The organism is Bifidobacterium sp. VU/mBH4 (B4), from assembly GCF_058199535.1.
Window position 1 is genome coordinate 98,016 of record NZ_JBVPQJ010000005.1, and the last position, 23,164, is coordinate 121,179.

Below are 23,164 nucleotides of genomic sequence, written 5' to 3' on the forward strand. Positions count from 1 at the left end.
GTGTTGGCAGCATGGGTGTGGCAGCGCTGTGCGCCTATTGTTAGGGGATAACCCGGCCTTGTATCGTTTGTGTGGAAAATTGCAAACGAGGCTGTAGCAACGATTCGGTCTATCCCCTCTCCACCGTTGGAGGGCCGAATAAGGCCTGATTGTTTTAGTGCCTGCGGCCTACCACCGTCGGTGATACCAATTATCAGTCGGAACAATGAGTATTAGCATGTTGACGGTTCAAGCGTCGCTCGCAAGGCGACGATACGAAGAAAATACAAAGCGAAAACGCGAAAATAGAGTTAGATAATCCAACATTTGATTTGCGAAAGCGCATTCTCTGATTTACACTGAATTCGATGCTTCAAAATCAATGCCATTCGCTGTTCCGTGCTTGGTAAATTGCTGGGCATTGGGCTGTGCCGTTTCACAGTGATGTGGATAGTTGCATGGCTTGACTGCAAATGCGTCCGAAAGGAACGTGGTATGTACAAATTATCTAAAGGTTTGACCTCTCTGGTGGTCGCCTTTGCCGCGGTGGCGACGCTTGCCACTGGAGGGGTGCTGCCTGCGGCTGCTACTGAGCATTCCAGTGCGAATGCAGAGATCGGGTATCCCCATTTCGGCGGTGTGGATAATCCGATTCCAGCTAGCGGACAGGCCTATGATCCCTCTGCTGGCTATCTTTCGAAGGTCTTTGATAAGGATCTTTCCCAGGGGGCGGGGACAGATACCGATCATGATTTTTGGATTGATCGTATTCTCACCAGAAAAGGCAACCAGCCGACCGGCAAGGGGACCAACGATGCCGGAACCTATACCTACGAGGGCGCAGATACGAACCAGTATCTATTTTCGCGTGGCCGGGCTGCATATATGCGTACTCATGAACCATCAGTATTCGGGTTTGGAGGCGAGGTAGCCTACAAGGACACGATCAGCAGCAAGGGCGCTTTTACCGTTGATTTTTACAAGGGGCAACAAAAGCTGACTGTTCATGAGGTTGCTGACAAGCGAAAGCAGACCCCCAGTTATTGGCGGGGAAGTTTTGAGACGAACGATCCGTCCTTATCCATGGAATTGGTCAAGTACATCACTAATGACAATGTTCTTGTAGCCCAGTACCGAATTATCAACAAGGGCGGAGCGAACGATGTGACCTTGCGCGCCACTTCGCCGCTGGCCAGCGTTGAAAACGGGGATGAGCTGACCGGAGTAGTTAAGACAAACCGCGATTTGACCACTGTCTATCCGCGCTTTTCGGGCAGTGGCATGCGTCCTGAGGACGGCCATCTTACCGCTGACCTGCACTTGTCCTCCAACAGTGAGCAGACTGGGAAAATCCAGCTTGGGTTGCTTGCCGAGGAGCTTCCTTCCTCCAAGCAAGAGTATGAACGCGTTCGTTCTCAAACGCCTGAAGAGTCCTATAAGGCTCACGTCACCGCGTATAACAAATGGTGGGCTGATAATATCCCTTATATTGAAACGCCTGAACCTAACATTGACAAGACGGTTTTCTACCGGTGGTGGCTCAGCCGTTTCAATTTCATCGATGCCAATATGCCGGGGAATACCTACCAGTTCCCTGCAGCCATTGAAGGAGTGCTTGGATACAACAATTCCATTGTGCTCACCACCTGCATGTTCATCAATGATTTGAAGTATCTTCGTGATCCCACATATGCTTACGGTTCCTGGGTAGCTGCTGGCGAGACATCCAAAAGCCGGCAATATGTCGATAACCCGGGCGGAACGAGCTGGAACAACAGCTACACGCAGTATATAACCGATGCAGCCTGGGAATCTTTCAAGGTGCATGGAGGTCCCGCCGACATTGCCGCGGCAATAGGAACCTATGGGCGCAATGATGTCAATGCGCTGATAGGGGCCAAGAATTCATCCTTCAATCGCAACGGCAACAAGCTTATCGACTGGGACTGGGCTTCCATGACCGGCAATGATTCTGACGCGGTCTCTTTCTTTGAGCACGAACGTGAACCCATGGACAGGGCTGAAAGCGCCTGGGTCTGGGCGAACGCCAAGGCAGCTTCGGAGGCATTCGCCACGGCGGGCAACAGTGAAGGCGCGGAGGCGATGTCGCGTACCGCAGATGAGATCCGCTCGCAGATCCTCGGGCAGCTTTGGAACCCGGATACCAAACTCATCCAGCATAAGTTCATCGGGGAACACAACGGACAATTCGCCAAGTGGAAAGAGAACAACAACTATTATCCATACGCAGCTGGTCTGATGCCGGCTCAGGGGGATGCTGATTACAAGGATGATTATGAAAGCGCTCTGAGACTGTTCGCCGATGCTGATGAGTTCCCCGTCTTTCCTTTCTATACCGCCAACCAGAAGGACGTGAAGGCCAGAGCTGAAGCCAACCCGGGGAAAACTTACTCCAACAATTTCTCCGTGATTAATTCTGTACCCCTGTTCCGTATTTATGCCCAAGGCATTCGTCGGTATCATGCTTCTGACAAAGGTTATATCAGCAAGGAAATGTTCAAGAAGCTGCTGTATTGGAATGCCTTCGCGCACTATCAAGGCGGCGATAACCGGTATCCTGATCAAAATGAATTCTGGAACACGGCAACCGCTGAACATGGCGGGCGAATCGACTATAGGTCGTGGATTCATCACACTCAGCTTGGAACCACGAACTGGACTTTGATCGAGGATGTTGCAGGTCTGGTGCCTAGGCAGGATTCCACAATCGAACTGAACCCTATAGCCATACCAGGCTGGAACTATTTCACGATCAACAATCTGAGCTACCATGGGCAGGATATGACAATCGTCTGGGATCGGGACGGCAGCCATTATCACGGGCCGGCAGGATTCTCCCTCTATCTTTCAGGGCGGAGAGTCATGACTTCGGACAAATTGACGCATGTTCTTTATGATGCGCATACAGGAAAGGCCCGGTTGGGGGATCAGGCAGATCCATCCGCGACCTTGGTCGTTCTCGACCGCGAATCCTTGGCGGAGGCCAAAAATGTCACCTATTCCGCTGATTCGCGTGTGACAGACATCTTCGCCAAGGCGGGTCGCAACATCGATCCCAGGGCAATTGACCGTAACGATCTGGCTCGTGGGGCTCAGGTCAAAGCCAGTTTCGAGGCTCCTAACCAACCAGCGGGTGCCGCCGTGGACGGCAGCACCATCAACGAGCCCTTCTGGGGGACCGCTGGTTCGCCGAACGCTACCGATTCCCTAGAGGTGAGCTTGGCGGGGCAATCGACTGTCGATGAAATCCGTCTCTATTTTTATAAGACAGCGGCGAACTTCACCATTCAGGGATATGCGGAACCCACTATGTACCGGCTGGAGTATCAGGATGCAGCCGGCCAGTGGAAGCAAATCGGGCAACAATATCGATCGCCTAATGTGCCCGAGGCCAATTACAACCTGATCAGGTTCCCTGCAATACAGACAGGAAAACTGAGGGTCACATTCACCCACGCGCCTGGTGCACGTACTGGTTTGAAAGAGATTGAGGCTTACCATACGGGCATCCCTGCACCTACTGCGGAGAATCAGCCGCCTTCTGTGCAGGCCTATGTGTCAAAAATCAGCTCACAAGGTGCACAACTATCTGGGGTCGTCAAGGACGATGGTATGCCCTTCGGTCGGCTTACAACGAATTGGACCCAGGTTTCCGGCCCAGGAAAGGCGACGTTCGCCGATCCCTCCTCGCAGACCACCACGGTCAAGTTCAATTTGGAAGGAGACTATGTCCTACGACTGACTGCATCGGATGGGCAGAAGGAGAGCCACGCAGATGTACGGGTCCATGGAGTCCCGTCAGACGGTCTGTTCAATACAGCTCCTCAGGCCAAGGCTACAGCCAGCTATACCAATGGCTACCTCCCCAGCGGGAATGTCAAGGTAGTCAATGATGGCAATACCTCCAACGATAGCGGCACGCCTAATCTCAGCTGGAACAATTGGGGGGATCCTCATACGGGAGAGGAGCCGTGGCTGCAGCTGCAGTGGCCCGGGCAAGTCCCTCTCAGCAAGGTCTCACTCTATTTCTGGACCGACAATAGCGGGGTGCCTATGGCTCGTTCGTGGAAGCTGCAATACCATGACGCGGCTTCCGGGAACTGGAAGGATGTCCAGCTGCGGTCCGGTTCGGTTTATGGTGTCGATAAGGATGGACCAAATACCGTGCTTTTTGATCAGGTCGATACCGATGGGATTCGAGCTGTATTCCCCAAGGGCGCCATTGTCGGAGTCAGTGAGTTCGAAGCCTATGCTGAGGATCCACTGAATGTGCCTGACCTGGATTTCCCTACTGAAATCGGTCATGTGCCGCAGTTGCCGTCAAAGGTAGAAGTGGCCTATGGCGGAGGCTGGCGCAGGAATCTGACCGTGCTCTGGCCTCAGGTAACGAAGGATATGGTGTCTTCAGAAGGAGAGTTCAAACTGAGTGGCACCGTGATTGGTGCCTCCCAGAAATCGACAGCGACCGTATGGGTCCGATCTGACCTGCACAGTCCCTTTATCAACGGTATCGAACCAAGTGAGCAGACCGTGTATACGGGAAGCGATAGGACCCTTCTGCGTCTGCCTTCCACAGTTACAGGCATTTACAACAACGGCGTTCACAAAAGCGGACTGCCGGTGACTTGGGATGCTCAACAGGTGGCGGCCATTGATCTGCAGCGTCCTGGCGACTACTCGGTTGAAGGAGCGGTGCCTGATGTTGCCGCAGGAACGCGAGCCAAGTTGACTGTTCATGTTGTAGATCGGTATCAGAAGGAAGTGGGATGGGTCGAAAAGTCTGCGACCTCATCGGTCAGTGCTGAAGCATCCTGGTCACCTGCACAAGGCAAGCTCAATGATGGCATACTCATCGATGACACTTGGCCATCAGAGGATGATGCTGATGTCAATGCCAAAGTATGGGGATCCTGGGGAGCGGCGGTCGATGGAATGTATGCTGAATATGACTGGCCGCATAAAATCACCATCGACTCCAGCAGAGTGCAGTTCTGGGCTAATTTCCGTACTGTCAATGACAGCAAGGGTGGATTGGAAATTCCCAGGAATTGGAAGATCCAATATCTGGACGAGAACGGAAAATTCCGGGATGTGGAGCATGCCCACTATGCCACAGTGCGCAATGATCCTGCGCATCACGCCACCGACCATGGCGGTTGGAGTACTGCAGACTTCACCTCTGTATACACCGATAAGCTGCGCCTGGTTCTAGATCCACACCAGGGCACTGGGACATTTGGTGTTGCCGTAGCGGAATGGCAGGTGCATGCTCCGGACCAGACGGAGAAAGTCGACAAGACCAATCTCGCAAATCTAGTCAAGGAAGCATCCGCCATCCAGGAGGAAGACTACACGCCAGGGACCTGGGGTGACTTCAGCTCGGCTTTGAAAGTTGCTCGAACACTGCTGGACGATGCAAAGGCTACGCAGAAAGATGTCGATGATGCGTTCAATAAACTTGCGTCGGCACGGCAGGCTTTGACGAAACGCGCAGATAAGGAGCGTCTGATTGAGGCAATCAATCAGGCTGGCTCGATCAAACAGAGTGATTATACGGAGGACACAGTAGCTGCTCTTCGCACTGCTCTTGACAAGGCACGGGGTCTTCAGCTTGATCCCGAAGCGGGACAGGCTGCGGTCGATGCTGCCACAGCAACTTTGCAACAAGCTATCAAAGGTTTGAAGAGCAAAGCCTCGGTACAGCCTGCCGCTGATAAGCGAACGCTGCAAAAAGCCGTCAATGAGGCTGATACTTTGCAGGAGAAGGCTTATACCACTCAGTCCTGGCAGGAATTTTCCAAAGCGCTAAGTCGTGCCAAAGGGGTGTTGAACGATGAAAGCGCGTCCCAGGATCAGGTGGATCGAGCTGTGTCCGATTTGGTGCAGGCGCAGGCATCATTGCAAGCTCTGAATGCAGATAATCACGGCTCTGCGAAGGTTGATAAGAGCCGTCTAAAGGCGGTCCTCGACCAGGCAGGAAAGTTGCAGCCCATAGCGGGCTCTCCCGGACTGTCTGAGCGTCTTGCACGGGCTGTGGCAGGGGCACGAAAGGTGTTGGCGGATCCTCATGCTACGCAGACGCAGGTTGATGCAGCAATCAACGAACTCGAAGGCTTGCTTCGTGAGGTAGCTGATTTTCAGAAGCAGACCGACGGGAAAACTGGAACGCTGACCTCGACAGGTGTCGCCGTCCGTGTGCTTGTGCTGTCTGCAGCCGCCTTGCTATTGGCGGGAGCCGTGGCGATTCTGTGGAATAGAAGGAGGACGGAGCGGTGAACCGCCGGTTGCCGGTATATCAATCCCATACTTCACGGATGGATCACCTTGCATGTTCCAATGAGATGAAGCAGCCGGACTAGGGATCTGTGTCCCCGGCATAGCGGTGCCCCCATCCAGATGGTCAATTCCATTTGGGTGGGGGCACCGTTTGTTATAGAGGACTGGCCTTTCTGCAAGGGTGTCCGCTGAACCTACAGCTTCAGCGGGCGGATTCGGCGCCGGACACGTCCATATCCTTGAGGCGCACGATCTTGGTGTGGTTGACGAACTTGAAGCCCAGATAGAGGACCAGGACCAGCACTACGCTGAAGTAGGTCATGGCCATGTGTGACCAGTTCAGGCTGAGCAGGGAGGGGATGTCCTGTCCGGCGATGACGATGATGCAGAGCACCATGGCCAGGATTGGGCCCAGCGGGTAGAGCTTGGAGTGGTACTTGAGCTCGCTCAGGTCGTGTCCCTGGAGCTTGAAGGCCCTCCGGAAGCGGAAGTGGCTCAGGGCGATGCCGATCCAGGCGATGAAGCCGGTCAGCCCGGTGGCGGTCACCAGCCACATGTAGAAGGACTGGCCGAAGATGCTGGAGGCGAAGGTGGCCAGGGACATGCAGACCGTGGCTACCAGAGCTGCCAGGGGGATGCCCCGCTTGGTGGTCTTGGCGAAGATGGCCGGGGCATAGTGGTCCTTGGCCAGCCCGTAGAGCATGCGGCTGGAGGCGTAGGCCCCGGTGTTGACGGCCGAGAGGATGGATGTCAGCACCACTGCGTTCATGACGCTGGCCGCCGAGGCCAGGCCGGCCCGCTGGAAGACCAGGGTGAAGGGCGACATGGCGATGTTCCCGTCAGAGGCACCCAGGAGGTTGGGGCTGGTGTAGGGGATCAGCGCGGCGATGACGAAGATGGACAGCACATAGAAGAGCAGGATCCGCCAGAAGACGTCGTTGATGGCCTTGGGGACCGCCTTGCCGGGGTTTTCGGATTCCCCGGCGGTTACGCCCACCACCTCGGTGCCCTGGAAGGAGTAGCCGGCGATCAGGAAGACGCTCATGATGGCCGGGAAGCCTCCCACGAAGGGGGCGTCCTTGTAGGTGAAGTTCTTCAGGCCGACCGCCGGCTGGAACATGATGCCGCAGATCATGGCCATGCCGATGACCAGGAAGACGATGATGGTGGCCACCTTGATCAGGGAGAGCCAGAACTCGGTCTCGCCGAAAGCGGAGACCGTCAGGGCGTTGATCAGGAAGACGATGACCAGGACCAGCAGGCTCCATATCCATCCTGGGGTGTGGGGCAGCCAGTACTGGATCAGCAGGGCGGCGGTGGAGATGTCCACGGCACCCGAGATGGTCCAGTTCAGCCAGTAGTCCCAGCCCATGGCGAAGCCCAGGGCCGGATCCACGTAGCGGGCGCTGTAGGCGGCGAAGGATCCCGACACCGGCAGGTGGGTGGCCAGTTCGCCCAGGCTGGTCATCAGGAAGTAGACCATGACGCCCATGGCTATGTAGGCCAGAAGTCCGCCGCCGGGGCCGGCTGTGGAAATGGTGGAGCCGGAGGTCATGAACAGGCCCGTGCCGATGCAGCCGCCCAGGGCGATCATGGAGATGTGGCGGGTCTTGAGGTTGCGCTTGACGCTGCCGTAGCCATGATGCTCTTGCCCGGCCCGGTCGGATTGATTGGTGTTCGACGCTGCATTGCTGGTGTTCTGCGTCATGATCCTCCTCCTTTTGGCTGGGCGACGCACCGGGGAGTCCGGGGTCGTACTGAAATTGCGATTCCTGATATGCCGGCTGGATGCCGGAACAGATTCATATGACCGGGTCCTTGAGCCGGTCCTCGAACGATTAGGGAGTCTATGCCACTGGTGTGGCTTTCCGCCTCCCATGGCCACAATATGTCATGCTAGTTGACCAATTGTTCATAGCGATTCCGGATCCCCGCTCAAATCCATCGTCTTCAGGGGCACGATCCGGGTATGGTACCGGATCTTGTAGCCCAGGTAGAGGGCAAGCACCAGGGGCACGCTGATGTAGGTGACGCCGATCTCCTGCCAGTTCCAGTTGACGAAGGCCTCGATGTTCTGCCCGCCGATGACGATGATGCACAGAATCAGGGCCAGGATGGGCCCCAGGGGGAAGAGCTTGGCATGGTAGCGCAGCTCCTCAACCCGGTGGCCCTGGACCACCCAGGCGCGGCGGAAGCGATAGTGGCTCAGAGCGATGCCGATCCAGACGATGAATCCGGTCAGACCCGAAGCGGCCACCAGCCACATGTAGATCCGCTGGCCGAAGATGCTGGCGGCAAAGGTGGCCAGGGAGACCACCAGGGTGGCGACCAGCGAGGCCATGGGGATGCCGTGGCGGGTGGTATGCCCGAAGAAGGCCGGGGCGTAATGGTCCTTGGCAAGGGCGTAGAGCATCCGGGTGGAAGCGTAGACCCCTGAGTTGGCGGACGAGAGGACCGAGGTCAGGATGATGGCGTTCATGACGCTGGCCGCCGAGGCCAGACCCGCCCGCTGGAAGACCATGGTGAAGGGCGACATGGCGATGTCCCCCTGGGCGGAGCTGAGCAGGTTGGGGCTGGTGTAGGGGATCAGCGCGGCGATGACGAAGATGGACAGGATATAGAAGAGCAGGATCCTCCAGAAGACATCATTGATGGCCTTGGGTACCGCCTTGCCGGGGTTTTCGGACTCGCCGGCCGTGACGCCGATCAGCTCGGTGCCCTGGAAGGAGAAGCCGGCAATCAAAAAGACGTTGAGAATGGCGGGGAATCCGCCCACGAAAGGCGCATCCTTGTAGGTGAAGTTGCCCAGGCCCACGGCCGGGCGGAACATGATGCCGCAGATCATGGCCAGACCGATGACCAGGAAGACGATCACTGTCACTACCTTGATCAGGGAGAGCCAGAACTCGGTCTCGCCAAAGGTGGACACGGTCAGGGCGTTGATCAGGAAAATGACCACCAGGACCAGCAGGCTCCATATCCATCCTGGGGTGTGGGGCAGCCAGTACTGGATCAGCAGGGCGGCGGTAGAGATGTCCACAGCCACGGTGATGGCCCAGTTCAGCCAGTAGTTCCAGCCCATGGCGAATCCCAGGGCCGGATCCACGTAGCGGGCGTTGTAGGCGGCGAAGGAGCCGGAAGTGGGCAGGTGGGTGGCCAGTTCGCCCAGGCTGGTCATCAGGAAGTAGACCATGAGGCCCATGGCGGCGTAGGCCACCAGCGCGCCTCCGGGTCCGGCCTTGGCGATGGTGGATCCGGAGGTCATGAACAGGCCCGTGCCGATGCAGCCGCCCAGGGCGATCATGGTGACGTGTCGGGTCTTGAGGTTGCGTTGGACCCGGTCGTCGGATGCGGAGGGGTCGTCTTTCCCGCCCTGCCTGGTCGCCATGACTGCTCTTCTCCTCGAACTGACCTGAGAGCCCTATGACGACGGTTCCGGCCGGTTCCGCTCAGGCGAAATCCAGGCGGGTTGCCTGTCTGTGACACTGCACATAGCGCTCCGCAACATCTGGTTGCGACAGTCCCGGATCTGTTCGACCCGGGCCCAACGGGTCGGATGGGCGGATCCGAACCGTTTCGGCCGGACTTCCTTTCGCCGGGAATAGGCGACACCGCACTGTCTGATCCCGGTTACTGATAGGTTCGGCGACCTCTTCAGTGGCTTGCAATCATAGACTAGCCTAGAGTATTTCTCCGACAAGGACCGCCCGTGTTCCGCATTCAGGCCCGAAGCTTGTGGATGCCTCCGGTGGTGGTTGGATCGCAGGCGATAATAAACCGACCATGGCGGAACATGTACGGTGATGGCCGGTCGGGTATCGGTTTTATCGATGGGTGCCAAATCCGGCAATTGCGAATTTGGCACCCACCGATTTGCTTATTTTTCGGTTTTCTGGCCCTGTTCTATAGTCCTGGTGATGATGCGAACGAAGTCGTCCCAGAGCGCTTCCGGCAGTTCGTGAGCCATGCCCGGGTATATATGCAATTCGGAGTTCTTCAGGAGCGAGGCGATATGGATGCCGGCTTTCGGGCTGAAGAAGGGGTCTCGTCTCCCATGGAGGACGGCGACCGGCAGATCGAGCGCAGCCAGTTTGTCCTCATCGGCCATGAAGTCCGCGATGGCCGCCTGCTGTCTTCTCCAGCCGTCCGGACGGTAGCAGCGGTCATAGGTGAGGATCCCCTGTTCCCGCACTTTCTCTTCATTGAAGGGATAAGCCGAGGTCGTATGGCAGGCTCGCTCGCGGGTGACGAATAGATTGACGGCTTCTTCCCGTGATGAGGCCACATCCAATCCCACGTTGCCACCCTCGTCGGCCGCGGATTCCTTGGAAGTCAACCATTCGAGATGTTGGGAGGGGGCGGTGAACCCGATGATGGCCGAGGATATCCGTTGGGAATACTCGGCCAGAATCTGCTGGGTAATCATGCCTCCCATGGAAACACCCATGATGTTGAACCGTTCAAGGCCTTCGGCGTCGGCGATGGCCAGAACATCCTTGGCCATGTCGGTCACATCGTAGAGTTTGCCGGTCTGGTCCGGTGACCCGGTCTGGCTGGACAGTCCGACGTCGCGGTTGTCGAAGACTATGGTCCGGATTCCTTGTTGATTAAGAAGTCTGGTCAGGTCCTTATCCCAGCTGACTAGTTGGGAGGTATACCCGGCGACCAGGATAAGGGGTGCCCCGTCCTTGGGGCCTGCAGATTCGTAGTAAATGGTTATATTGCCGTTCTTTGCGTAGGGCATGACAGTATTTCCTTTCTCTGATTATGGTTAGTGGCGGCTTGTGCGGTGGTTACCTGACCGAGCGAATCAGCATGGTGAATACGCCTCCCAGGAATGACGTGAGAATCCCGAAGACGAAGACTGCTGCGTAGGTGCCGGTGGCGCTGATCAGCATGGATCCGACCAGGGGTGAGAGAGCGGCCGGTACGGAAGTCGCAACGGCCAGAATGCCCAGGTCCCTGCCCTCGTCGGCCTTGGAGGGAAGGACGAGGGACATGACGGCTATATCGACGGAGAAGTAGACCCCGCCGGCTGCACCATTGATGATGGCGTAGATGACCATGCCGATCCAGTTCGGCATGACCAGGGGGACTATAAAGGAGACCATGTAGACGATTGACGACATGGCCACGACCAACTTACGGCGGTCCAGCATGTCAGCGAGTTTTCCGAAGATTATGATGGCGATGATCTGGGCCACGGTCTGTATGGATGAAATGGTTGCCACCGCGGTCGTCGGGTTTTGCCCCGGGATGTTCTTTGTGCCGATGTAGTCGGTCAGCACGTAGAAGGTGAAGCTTGAAATGGCAAAGGCGGCAAAGTAGAAGGTGAATCGGGAGATGAAGGCCATGGTGAAGTCCCAATGCAGGAAGGCTGAGAAGAAATGGCCTATTTCTTTGAAGTTGAAGGTCTTCCGCTTCTTCTCCTTCGGTTCCTGGGGCAGGTTCTCCAATGATGAAGGTTCGGGGGCAAATATGCAGAACACCACTGCTGCTACAAGGAGGAAGAGTCCGACCAGGAGGTATCCCCAGTGCTGACCTGTTCGGGAGGCGAGATTGACAAAGACGAGGATTCCCACGGGAACCCCCAGTCCGGTCACCGATGATGCCACCCCGCGCTTGTCTTCAGGGATCCTGTCCGGAATGACTGCATAGATAACACCTTGGAACCAGTTGGCGAACAACCAGACCAGGCCGGCCATGACGACCAGACCTGCGATGCCGGTCATGAAGCCCATGCCTATGCAGGTCAGGGCTGTTCCAAGTGCGGAGATAATGAGCCAGGGAGTCCTTCTGCCGAACCTGCTCCGTGTCCGGTCCGAAATAGCGGCACCCACAGGGAGGATGATGGTTCCGACCAGTGAATTCACAAAGGAGATCATGGCTGTATCATGCACCTTATTTGTGGGGTCGATGCTGACGATCTGGGCCGGCAGCAGTACTTGTCCTATGGCCTGATAGACTCCATATACACCGATGATGGTTGGGAAAAGCAGTATTAGTATTCGATTGACGCTGACCTTGTCTCTGGCCGGTTTCTGGGTAGTTTCATTCACGACGAGCTCCTTTGGCCGTACATGGTATGAAGTGTGGTAACGCGTGCTACTAACACGTGTTACCACGTAATAATATACTGATTGACAGATATGTCAAATAGACCTCCGGGAAGGAGCGAACCAGTGGCGAAGAAGAGGGTGGTTCGTAGCCAGGATGTGGCTGATCAAGCCGGTGTCTCGCGTACCACGGTCAGCCTCGTTCTCAATCATCGTGACGCATCGATCCCTGAGAAGACCAGGCAGAAAGTCATCAAGGCAGCCGATGACTTGGGGTTTGTTCCTTCCGCGGCCGGGAGGGTACTGCAACGTGGCAGGGGCACCGTTGTCTTATGCCTTACCGTGGATTCCGAGCCCTCGCTCAAGGCCGATGAAGCAACGAATGTACTGAGCCGGAGTCTCCACGACCGAGGGCTGACCTGCCTCTTTTCGAAGACCGCAGGATCGACCACTCCGTTGAAGCAGCTCCTGGAAGAAATCACACCCAGCGTTGTGGTTCCCTTCTTCCAGCTATCTAATGAAGACAAGGACCTTCTGAAGAGGCTTCATATTCCTCTGGTCGAGTTCTTCCGGCCTTCCAGGAAAAAGCACAACGGCCTGCCTCCCGTAGAGCTGTTTGGTGATTTTCAGGAATCCGTTGGCGCTCAACAGGCCGGATACCTCATGGACAAGGGCTGCGAGCGCATCGCCTATGTCGGTACCACAACCTCGAGCAACAGCGCCATTTGTGGGTCGAGGCTGGCAGGTGTACGACGAGGACTCGCTGCAGGGGGGCGGAATCTGGTACTGAATGCCAATATCTCATGGCATGACCACGGCCAGTCGGCAGACGCTCTGGTGAATTGCTTGGTCGAGAACAAATGCGATGGGGTCTGCGTCTACAATGATCAGCTGGCCGCGCTTCTGATCTCCAGGGTCAAGGACAAGGGCATCGAAATTCCCCGAGGCCTGCGCATCATCGGAGTCGATAATGACCCCATTGCTGCCTATCTGCAGCCATCATTGACAAGTATCGATTACGACAATGTTGTCTTTGCCTATATCGATGCCATTGTTGAAGCCAGCGAATGTGGGGACAATCTCGGCAAGACATTGAATCATACGCCACGCATATGGGTCGTTGAGAGACAGTCGGCCTGATTTGGGCCGGGCCCCTTAGTCGCGCCTGTGCCGATGGGTCAGCTGGTAGGCCACCAGGAGGATGGCCAGCCAGATGGGCCCGGCGATGACTGCCACCCGGTAGCTGGGGGAGAAATACATGAGCACCACCACGAAGGCCATGAAGGCCAGGACCAGCCAGGGGGTCACCCGGGCCCAGGGGAGCTTGAAGTGGAGGGCATCCAGGGCTTCCTTCCCGGTCTTGCCGGCCAGGTCGCCCGGCCCCTCGCCTCGTGCCACGGCACGCCGGAAGAGCATCTCGGTCACCATGATCATGGACCAGTTGATGATGGCCGAGATCGTGGCGATGCTCATCAGATAGTTGAAGGCGAACTGGGGCCAGAGGAAGACCACGACCACGGCCAGGGCGATAATGCAGGCCGAGGTCAGCACTCCTGCGTAGGGCACGCCGCCCTTGGACAGGCGGCTCAGGTACCGGGGGGCATTGCCCTGCCGGGCCAGGGAGAAGAGCATGCGGGAGTTGGAGTAGAGGGCCGAGTTGTAAACGCTCATGACCGCAGTCAGGCAGACGAAGTTGAGGATGCCTGCGGCCGCGTGGACTCCCACCGAGTCGAATATCTGGACGAAGGGGCTGACAACCATGCCCTGCGCGTTCGGCTTGCCGATGGCATTCCAGGGGACTACGGCCATGATCACCCCAAGCGTCAGGATGTAGAAGACCAGAATCCTCCAGATGATGGCGTTGGTGGCCTTGGGGATGGTCCGGCGGGGATCGGAGGCCTCTCCAGCGGTGATGCCGATGAGCTCGGTGCCGCCGAAGCTGAACATGACCACCGCCAGCGACATGAGCAGACCGGTCCACTGGCCATTGGCCCCGTGCCGCATGAGTCCGTTGGGCAGAAAGCCGCCACCCACGGTGAACCAATTGGCGAAGGAGGCCCGCAGTCCGTTGGCCGTGGGCAGGGCCATGACCACGACAGCCAGGCCGCCGATGATCATGGCGACGATGGCCGCGATCTTGATGATGGCGAACCAGAACTCGAACTCGCCGAACTTGCTGACTCCCATCAGATTGGCGGCCGTGATGACCACCAGGAAGAAGGCCGCAGAGACCCAGGCGGGGATTGCCGGGAACCAGAAGTTGACGAAGGTGCCCACCACGGACAGCTCAACCATGGATACCAGGACGTAGTTCATCCAGTAGTTCCATCCCGACACAAAGCCCGCCCGCTTGGACCAGTAGCGGGTGGCATAGTAGCTGAAAGCGCCGGACTTGGGGTCTTCCACGCTCATTTCGCTCATGGCCCTGACGATCATGAAGATGGCCAGACCGCCTATCAGGTAGGCGATGATGATGGCCGGCCCTGCCAATGAGATGGATTCCCCGGACCCGTAGAAGAGTCCCGTTCCGATGGCGCCGCCCAGCGAGATGAGCTGGATGTGCCTGTTCTTCAGGGTTTTGCGCAGATCCTTGCTCTGCGACTCCTTGGGTTGATCCATGGGGATGTCATTCCTTAGGTGGTAGTGGTCAGCTGAATGTGACCGGCTGACAGGGCCAACCCTATAGGAGCCGGCCCAAGCGGAATGAGCATGCCTTTGCATTGTGGAACAGAAGCGTCCGTCATATGAGACGGTCAATTCACCGGATGGTGACCGTCAGGTCCTACCATGGGCGTCGGTGCCTGCCGTCTGCTCCCGGTTATCGACACCTCTGTGGTATTGCTGTCCTACCGGCCTTGATGGGATATCCCTTTCTGGACGGCGATAAGTAATGGGTTGTGAAGACAAGGAGGTGCAGTCGCATGAACCGTACGGGCAATGGCCCTTTGGCACAGCAGAATCAAGGTGACAGCGCCTCGGCAGGCGACGGCATGGAACGCGGTCTGAGCAACCGTCATGTACAGTTCATCGCCATCGGCGGCACCATTGGCACCGGGCTCTTCCTGGGGTCGGGCAAGTCCATAGCCCTGACCGGCCCCTCCATCATCCTGGTCTACATCGGGGTGGGGCTGATCATGTACCTGCTCATGCGAGCCATCGGCGAGCTCATGTATCGCAGCCCCGTCCAGCACACCTTCATCGCCTTCATCAGCCGCTACCTGGGCCAGGGGTGGGGGTCCTTCGCCGGCTGGTCCTACTGGATCGTGCTCATCCTGATCGGCATGTCCGAGCTGACTGCCGTGGGCACCTACTTCGTCACTTTCTTCGGCACCTTCGGCATTGATCTGAGTGCCTGGCGGGGTCTGATCGAGCTCTGCTTCCTGGCGGCCATGGTGTGCATCAACCTGATTGCCGTGCGGGTCTTCGGGGAGACCGAGTTCTGGTTCTCCATGATCAAGATCACCCTGATCCTGGCCATGATCGTCACGGCTGTGGTCATGGTCATCATGGGCTTCCACTATCCGGCCGTTCACATGCCGGGCCAGGATCGGATCAGCCCGGCCGGTCATGCGGGCCTGGACAACATCACCACCGGTCTGAGCCTGGCGCCCAACGGGTGGATGGCCTTCTTCATGAGCTTCCAGATGGTCTTCTTCGCCTACGAGATGATCGAATTCGTGGGGGTCACCGTCTCCGAGACCCAGAATCCCCGCAAGGTCCTGCCCAAGGCCATCAACCAGATCATCCTGAGGGTGCTGATCTTCTACGTGGGCGCCCTGGTCGCCATCATGCTGATCGTGCCCTGGCGCTCCTTCCGCCCCAACGCCGACGGCAGCTTCACCTCGCCCTTCGTCATGGTCTTCCGCTACGCCGGCGTCGACTGGGCGGCCGCCCTGGTCTTCTTCGTGGTCATCACGGCAGCCAGCTCCTCGCTGAACTCTCTGCTCTACTCCGCCGGCCGCAACCTCTTCCAGCTGGCCGCCGCCGGCCACTCTCCGGTGATGCGCAGTCTGCATACGATCTCGCGCCGCGGCAAGGTGCCCGCCCGGGCCATCATTCTGTCCGGGGTACTGATCCTCCTGTCTCCGGTGCTGCATCTGCTGCCCGGCTTCGAGGACACCTTCGTCCTGTTCACCTCCTGCTCCAGCGCGGTCATCATATTCATCTACATCCTGACCCTGCTTGCTCACCGCCGCTACCGGACCAGCCCGGACTTCATGCCTGACGGGTTCATCATGCCGGCCTACCGGGTGACCGGGGCCATTGCCATTGCCTTCTTCGTCCTGATCTACCTCTCGCTCTTCCTGGCTTCCGACACTAGGTATCCAGCCATACTGGGATTGGTCTGGCTGCTGGTCTTCGGCGGCATCTGCCTGTGGAAGCACAGGGGTGAGCCGTTGCCGGGCGACTGACCGTCTGCGAGCGCGGGCGCATTATATGGCCTTAAAACACTATAAACAAGTCTGTTTTTCCACTTGTGCTTGAGCTAGATTGATTTTCGGTAGTTGTCAAATCGGCCCTCGTTTCTCGCAGGTTCGATTACGAGGGACTGACGAAGGAGATCATCGCCCATGGTTGCACAGGTCGGCAGGACACGAGTGGCCAGGACCGCTGGCTCCCTGCTCTCGTGCCTGCTGTTGGCCCTGATATTCCTGGTCCTGCAGACCCCGCAGTCGGCCATGGCGGCGAGCGGAGCCACGGATTATGACAGCTGGGCCCAGGTGGCTGGCTCAGTATCCCATCAGTTGGATAGAGGGTGCGAGGACTATGCCCGGGGGGATCATGCCGGGGCGGCCTCGCAATTCATGGGGGCCTACAACGTAAGCTATGTGGGATCCGGATTCGTCTCGGTGGTCGAGTCGACCCTGGGGCAGGATAGGCGCAACGCTCTGGATGGGCAGTTCCAGGCCCTGCAGAATCAGGCCTATGCCCCGGATGCCGGGCAGGCCCTGACCCAGGGCAGTGAAAAGCTCAAGGCCGATCTGGCTGCTGCGGCCACCCAGCTGGATGCCACCCAAGGGCTGGCCAATCCCCGTGCCTACGCCAAGGCCCAGCAGGAGCAGATCAAGGCGGATCGTCGACGGCTGGACGCAGCCAAGAAGCATCGGAACACCGGCAAGGGCGACCGGACCTGGACCCAGGTGGCCCACGAGATGACGCCCATTCTGGATCAGGCGCTCGCGCAGGCTTCCAAGGGGCAGGGCCAGGCGGGATCCGACCTGGTCAACAAGGCCTATTACCAGTATTACGAAAAGCTGGGCTTCGAGAAGAACGTCATGAACGCCATCAGTGGCAACAGGGTCTCTCAGGTGGAATACCAGTTCAAGGAGACCCGGATGGCCATGGTGGCCGGCAAACCGGCCAAGACCCTGGTGAACGACCTGAAGAGCATGCTGGTCGAGGACGCAGCCACTCTGGACGGGGGCGTCGCAGACCAGGTCAATGGGTGGACGTCCTTCCTGACTTCCGCCTTCGGCCAGGCTTTCGTGGTTCTGCTGAGGGAGGGTCTGGAGGCCATCCTGGTGGTAGCGGCCATCATCGCCTACCTGGTCAAGGCCGGCCATAAAGACAAGATTCGGCACATCTACTGGGGCATTGCGGCAGGTCTGGTGGCCAGCGGGCTGGTGGCCCTGCTCTTCACCCTGCTCTTCAACGGGAACGGTCCCCAGCAGGAGATCCTGGAGGGCGTGGTGGCACTGGTGGCCATGCTCATGCTGCTCTACACCAGCAACTGGATGCTGTCCAAGTCCTCTGTGGAATCCTGGAACCACTACATTCAAAGCCGGACGGTGGCGGCCATCTCGAAGGGCAGCGTGATCTCCCTGGCCCTGCTCTCCTTCCTGGCGGTCTTCAGGGAGGGGGCTGAGACGGTCATGTTCTACCAGGCCATCTTCGCCATGGCCCCTGGCGGCTCACGGGAGATCTGGACCGGTTTTGCGGCCGCCGCCGTGGTCCTGGTCATCGTCTTCGTGCTCATCCGCTTCACCTCGGTCAAGATCCCCATCCGGCCCTTCTTCATCATCACCAGCCTGCTCATGGCGGTCATGGTGGTCATCTTCGCCGGGGGCGGCGTACATGCCCTGATCGAGGGCGACTTGGTGCCGGCCACCTACCTGCCCGGCGTGCCCACCAGCGACTGGATCGGGCTGTATCCCTACACGCAGACCATCGGCGCCCAGATCCTGGCGGCCCTGGTCGTGGTCGTGCTGGCAATTGTGTCGACCCGCCGCCTGCACAGGCAGGAGCGGTCGCGGTCGAATCAGGACTCCGGCGGGTCGACGTCGGCAACCGTTCTTCAGACGGAAACCGAGCAGGCTGCCGAAGGGGCTGTGCCCTCTGAGGTCACGGCATCCATGCAAACACCAAAGAGCGAAGGACAATCATGAAGAAGAGACAATTGACGGCCTTGGTCGCGCTGGTGCTCTCAGGCACCCTGGCCCTGGCGGGGTGCGGCTCCAGCGGGTCAGGCACCCGTGAGGCCCAAGCGCCTGAGGCCTCCGGTGCCTCCCAGTCCTCGGCGGGCAAGGGGGCCGGGTTCGAGGAGATCCCCATCCCGCCCGACGATCAGCAGAAGGGTCCCCTGAACATCGGCACGGTCTTCTTCCAGCCCATCGACATGGAGCCCGCCTCCATGGGGCTGAAGGCAGCGGATGCCAGCCTGCACCTGGAGGCTGACATCCATGCTCTGCCCAACAACAACCTGGGCTATGCCAAGGGCGAGTTCGTTCCGGATCTGACCGTCAACTACACCATTCAGAACAAGGATGATCCCAACGACAAGCAGTCCGGCACCTTCATGCAGATGAACGCCTCGGATGGCCCACATTACGGGGCCAACATCAAGATGGAGAAGGCCGGATCCTACAAGCTGACCTATTCCATCGACTCTCCTGAGAAGAAGGGCTGGATGCTGCACGTCGACCCGGAGACCGGCGTGAAGGGACACTTCTGGACCGAGCCCATCGTGGTCAGCTGGGACTGGGACTACACGCCCCACCAGTGGTAAGCTGCCATGCACCATGCTTGAACAATTTGTCACGGTCTTGCCGGGGACGCTGGCCCCGGCCCTCCTGGTCATGGTTTTCAGCGTGCTTCTGGGGGTTGGCGAGGGCCGCGATCGGCCCCGCTCCTCCTCCTGGCGACTGATTGGCCTGGGGGTCGGCGTGCTGGGGGCGTTGGTCTTCGCCCTCCTGCGCGCCACCGTGATCATCAACCGCCGGACCATGGTCAACTATCCGACCCTGGTGGCCTGCGTTCTGGCCGATCTGGCGGCCATCGCGGTGGTGCTGGCCGCCGACCGGCTGGTTTCAGACTGGCATCGCCGCCCCTGGGCCATGGATCTGGCCAACGCTCTGGCAGCCCTGGCCATAGCCCTGACCGCCTTCCGTGCCCTGCCTGATGTCATCCTGCAGCTTACGGCTTTCGTGGAGCCGGGGGAGCCGGTGATGACCTCGGCCATGCTTCTGAGGGCCTTGGGCTTCCTGCTCGGCCTGGCTGCCGCTGTGATAGTGGCTGCCATTCTGAGGACCATGCATACCTCCTGCCCCCGGGTAGCCTTCCGTCTGGCCGCCCTGCTCATGGTGGTCCTGCTGCTGGTCCGGCACGGCGTAGCCCTGGTGGCCCTGATGCAGACCACCGGCCTGGTTCTTCTGCACGGCTGGGCCTTCCGGGTCATGGCCCTGGGATACAATGCTGATCTGAATCTAGTTCTTGCCCAGGTTCTGGTCTTCATCATTCCTGTTATCGCCTGCTTGGTTGCAGGCTGGCGCATGCCGGTGACCGGAGCCTCCACAGCTGACGACCGCAGCCACCGGGCCTTCCGTCGACGGGCCCTGGCGTCAGCGGTCTGGAGCCTGGTGGCCATGATCGGCGTCACCCTGGCCCTGACGGTGGGTACCGCCAAGGCCCACCAGGTGCCCGTGCTTTCGCCTCCGGAACGCTATTCTCTTACTGCCGAAACGGCTACCATCCGTTTCTCCCAGGTGGAGGATGGCCACCTGCATCGATTCAGCTACCGGGCCAAGGACGGCACCGAGATGCGCTTCATCATCATCCGCAAGAATGGCGCGGCCTACGGGGTAGGGCTGGATGCCTGCGATAACTGCGGGGATGCAGGCTACTACGAAAAAGACGGCAAGATCATCTGCAAGAAGTGCGACGTAGCCATCAACCTGGCCACCATCGGGTTCAAGGGCGGCTGTAATCCCGTCCCCCTGCCCTACAAAACCGGCCGGGGCGCCATACTGATCAGCACCGCCGACCTGGATGCCCTGTCATCGCACTTCAAGAGCTGAAAAAGGGAAGGAGCGGTTGGTATGTTCTTCATGCGCATGATGCTGCGGTCGTTCAGCCGCCAGTTCGGGCGAAGAATGCTGATCGCCGTCACGGTCTGCCTGTCGGCCTGCGTAGCAACGGCCATGCTGGGGGTGGTCTTCGACGTGGGCGACAAGCTCAACGCGGAACTGTCCACCTACGGATCCAACATCACGGTCCAGGCCAAGGCGGATGCCGTGGTCTCCGACCTCTACGGCGACCAGGAGGGCGGCCCCTCAGGCGATGAGTCAACGCCGACCGCCTTCCTCAAGGAGTCCCAGGTGCCCAAGATCAAGACCATCTTCTGGGCCTACAACATCACCGACTTTGCCCCCCGCCTGGACCTTCGCGGCACTGTGGACCAGGCCGCCGCCCCCCTGGTGGGCACCTGGTTCGGCCGGACCGTCAAGGTCGACAGCGGTGAAAGCAGCACCGCGGGCCTGAAAGGTCTTCGGCCCTGGTGGAAGGTTCAAGGCCGCTGGCCCAAGGATGAGGCCGTATCCGGCGGCAAGTCTGAGGCCATGATGGGCAAGGAGCTGGCTGCACGACTGGGTGGCCGTCAGGTTGGCGACCAGGTCAAGGTCGGCCTGGGTAATCAGCAGCGGACCGTCACCATTGTGGGCATCTTCGACTCCGGTGATTCGGATGCCTCCTCCCTCTACCTGCCCACCAGGGCGTTGCAGGAGATGTCCGGCCTGACCGATCAGATCGACCAGGTGGAGGTCAAGGCCCTGACCACGCCCGAGAACGACCTGGCCCGCAAGGCCGCACGAAATCCTGCTGCCCTCTCCCAGGACGAGTGGGAGACCTGGTACTGCACGGCTTACCCCTCCTCCATCGCCTACCAGATCGAGGAGGCCATCCCCGGGTCCATGGCCAAGCAGGTCAGACAGGTGGCAGCCCTGCAGGGTGATGTTCTGCAAAAGACCCAGGCGGTCATGATCCTGATGACTGTGCTCAGCCTGCTGGCGGCAGCCATCGCCGTGGCCAATCTGATGGCATCCTCCATATCCGAGAGGTCCTCGGAGTTTGCCCTGCTCAAGGCTCTGGGCGCCACCGACGGGGCCGTGTCCCGACTGGTGCTGGCCGAGACGGCCCTGATCGCCTTGGCCGGGGCACTGGTCGGCGCCCTGCTGGGCTCCGGAGTGGCCCAGATTGTGGGCAGAGTGGTCTTCGGTTCGGGCATCACCATGAGGCCCATGGTTTTCGTGCTGGTCTTCGTATTGCTGGCCCTGACCGTGCTGCTGGCATCCATCTCATCCATCAGATCGATTCTGCGGCTTCGGCCGGCGGAGGTGCTTCATGGCCGCTGATCGCCATACAAGCCATATGACCAACACCCGCATGTTCCTGACCATGCTCTTCGGGGCCGTCTTCCGTCGTAGGGGCCGGGCCCTGATGGCCGTGGTGGCTTCCCTGGTGGGCGCGGCCACCCTTTTTTGCCTGGCGGCGGTCTGCATCGAGGCCCCCAGGCAGATCAACCAGGAGATGCGCTCCTACGGGGCCAACCTGGTTGTCTCGCCCATTCAGGGAGGCAATCGGTCCGGGTCCGGCATCGAGCAGGGCATGGTGGATCACACCACCCACATGGTGACCGCCAAGGCTCCGGCCCGGTACGCCACCTATCGATATGAGACGGTGCAGGTCAATGCTGGGGCTCGCGTGATGGCCGGCATCCAACCCGACCAGGTGCGTCAGCTCAACCGTCACTGGAGTGTTGAGGGATCCTGGCCGCAGTCCGGTTCAGTCATGGTGGGGCGGGATCTGGCAGATTCCCTGGGGCTGACCACCGGCAAGCAGATAACTATTGGTTACCCCGCTGGAAAGGTCACCGCCACAGGCAAGACCGGAGGGCAGGGGCGAGACTTCCGTGTGGGGGGCATCGTCGATACCGGCGGTCCCGAGGATCGCATCATCTATGCTGACCTGGCCGATCTGGAGCTCCTGACCGGGGCCAAGCGGGGCACCGATGTCATCGAATACTCGGTCAACACCATGACTTCGGGGCTGAAGACCATCGCTGCCAGCATCAACGACATGACCTCCATGGGGGTCAAGGCCCGGCCGGTCACCAGGATCACAGCGGGAGACAGCCACACCATCGCCATGCTCCAGTCGCTCTTCTGGCTGGTTTCGGTGGTGGTGCTGGTCCTGACCTTTGTGGGCGTGGGGACCACCATGGCCTCCATCGTCTCCCAGCGGCGCAGCGAGATCGGCCTGCGCAAGGCTCTGGGCGCCTCCTCGCGGGGGATAGCCATGGAGTTTCTGGCTGAGTCGGCCTGCTACGGATTGGCAGGAGGCCTGATCGGCACCGCTCTGGGCTATGGCTTCGCCCGGCTGCTCTGCCTGTCCGTCTTCCAGCGGCCGCTGGGCTTCAACTGGTGGCTGGCCCTGGGCACGGTCCTGCTGAGCGTGGCCATATCCATGATCGCATCCATCCGGCCGGTCCTCCGGGCTTCGCGTATCGACCCGGCTCTGGTTTTGAGGGAGGAATGACAATGACGCAGGCAAAGGCGAGC

At 59.1% G+C, this 23,164-nt stretch carries 13 protein-coding genes and 1 riboswitch; of the genes, 8 read left to right on the forward strand and 5 right to left on the reverse strand.

Annotation, left to right across the window (positions count from 1 at the left end; genetic code table 11):
* Window positions 1–474 precede the first annotated feature (474 nt).
* The gene (locus AC0AII_RS07150) at window positions 475–6,276 is read left to right on the forward strand and encodes an Ig-like domain-containing protein (protein ID WP_490446639.1); all 5,802 of its coding nucleotides are present in this window, start codon (window positions 475–477) and stop codon (window positions 6,274–6,276) included.
* 202 nt (window positions 6,277–6,478) lie between these two features.
* Here AC0AII_RS07150 and AC0AII_RS07155 read toward each other — a convergent pair whose 3' ends face one another.
* The 4 genes from AC0AII_RS07155 to AC0AII_RS07170 all read right to left on the reverse strand — a co-directional run bounded on the left by AC0AII_RS07155 (window position 6,479) and on the right by AC0AII_RS07170 (window position 12,335).
* Window positions 6,479–7,984 carry an amino acid permease gene (locus AC0AII_RS07155; RefSeq protein WP_490446640.1) on the reverse strand — a complete coding sequence of 502 codons (1,506 nt, stop codon included), beginning with the start codon at window positions 7,982–7,984 and terminating at the stop codon, window positions 6,479–6,481.
* A 204-nt stretch (window positions 7,985–8,188) separates the two neighbouring features.
* The gene (locus AC0AII_RS07160; RefSeq protein WP_144084840.1) at window positions 8,189–9,664 is read right to left on the reverse strand and encodes an amino acid permease; all 1,476 of its coding nucleotides are present in this window, start codon (window positions 9,662–9,664) and stop codon (window positions 8,189–8,191) included.
* Window positions 9,665–9,760: 96 nt separating this feature from the next.
* Window positions 9,761–9,939: riboswitch (Lysine riboswitch) on the reverse strand.
* Between the two features lie 214 nt (window positions 9,940–10,153).
* A complete protein-coding gene (locus AC0AII_RS07165; RefSeq protein WP_273398768.1) occupies window positions 10,154–11,020 on the reverse strand; it encodes an alpha/beta fold hydrolase in 867 nt (288 codons plus the stop codon).
* A 49-nt stretch (window positions 11,021–11,069) separates the two neighbouring features.
* Complete coding sequence (locus AC0AII_RS07170; RefSeq protein ID WP_490446641.1) at window positions 11,070–12,335, reverse strand: MFS transporter; 1,266 nt, start codon at window positions 12,333–12,335, stop codon at window positions 11,070–11,072.
* A 123-nt stretch (window positions 12,336–12,458) separates the two neighbouring features.
* Between AC0AII_RS07170 and AC0AII_RS07175 the strand changes: the two genes are divergently transcribed.
* On the forward strand, window positions 12,459–13,472 hold the full coding sequence (locus tag AC0AII_RS07175) for a LacI family DNA-binding transcriptional regulator (protein ID WP_463317861.1): 1,014 nt from the start codon (window positions 12,459–12,461) through the stop codon (window positions 13,470–13,472).
* Between the two features lie 15 nt (window positions 13,473–13,487).
* On the opposite strand, the gene AC0AII_RS07180 is transcribed toward AC0AII_RS07175, so the two are convergent.
* Window positions 13,488–14,951 carry an amino acid permease gene (locus AC0AII_RS07180; protein ID WP_490446642.1) on the reverse strand — a complete coding sequence of 488 codons (1,464 nt, stop codon included), beginning with the start codon at window positions 14,949–14,951 and terminating at the stop codon, window positions 13,488–13,490.
* Window positions 14,952–15,253: 302 nt separating this feature from the next.
* On the opposite strand from AC0AII_RS07180, the gene AC0AII_RS07185 reads away from it, so the two are divergent.
* The 6 genes from AC0AII_RS07185 to AC0AII_RS07210 all read left to right on the forward strand — a co-directional run bounded on the left by AC0AII_RS07185 (window position 15,254) and on the right by AC0AII_RS07210 (window position 23,141).
* The gene (locus tag AC0AII_RS07185; RefSeq protein ID WP_490446643.1) at window positions 15,254–16,744 is read left to right on the forward strand and encodes an amino acid permease; all 1,491 of its coding nucleotides are present in this window, start codon (window positions 15,254–15,256) and stop codon (window positions 16,742–16,744) included.
* A 159-nt stretch (window positions 16,745–16,903) separates the two neighbouring features.
* Window positions 16,904–18,718, forward strand: a complete 1,815-nt coding sequence (locus tag AC0AII_RS07190) for an FTR1 family iron permease (protein WP_490446644.1) — start codon at window positions 16,904–16,906, stop codon at window positions 18,716–18,718.
* Window positions 18,715–19,338: an iron transporter gene (locus tag AC0AII_RS07195; protein ID WP_110417790.1), complete on the forward strand. Its 624-nt coding sequence runs from the start codon at window positions 18,715–18,717 to the stop codon at window positions 19,336–19,338. The genes AC0AII_RS07190 and AC0AII_RS07195 overlap by 4 nt, the downstream gene beginning before the upstream one ends.
* A gap of 13 nt (window positions 19,339–19,351) precedes the next feature.
* The gene (locus AC0AII_RS07200; RefSeq protein ID WP_490446645.1) at window positions 19,352–20,626 is read left to right on the forward strand and encodes a Fe-S-containing protein; all 1,275 of its coding nucleotides are present in this window, start codon (window positions 19,352–19,354) and stop codon (window positions 20,624–20,626) included.
* A gap of 21 nt (window positions 20,627–20,647) precedes the next feature.
* Window positions 20,648–21,958: an ABC transporter permease gene (locus tag AC0AII_RS07205; protein WP_490446646.1), complete on the forward strand. Its 1,311-nt coding sequence runs from the start codon at window positions 20,648–20,650 to the stop codon at window positions 21,956–21,958.
* 16 nt (window positions 21,959–21,974) lie between these two features.
* Window positions 21,975–23,141, forward strand: coding sequence for an ABC transporter permease (locus AC0AII_RS07210; RefSeq protein ID WP_490446662.1), 1,167 nt, complete (start codon window positions 21,975–21,977; stop codon window positions 23,139–23,141).
* The last annotated feature ends 23 nt before the right edge of the window (window positions 23,142–23,164 follow it).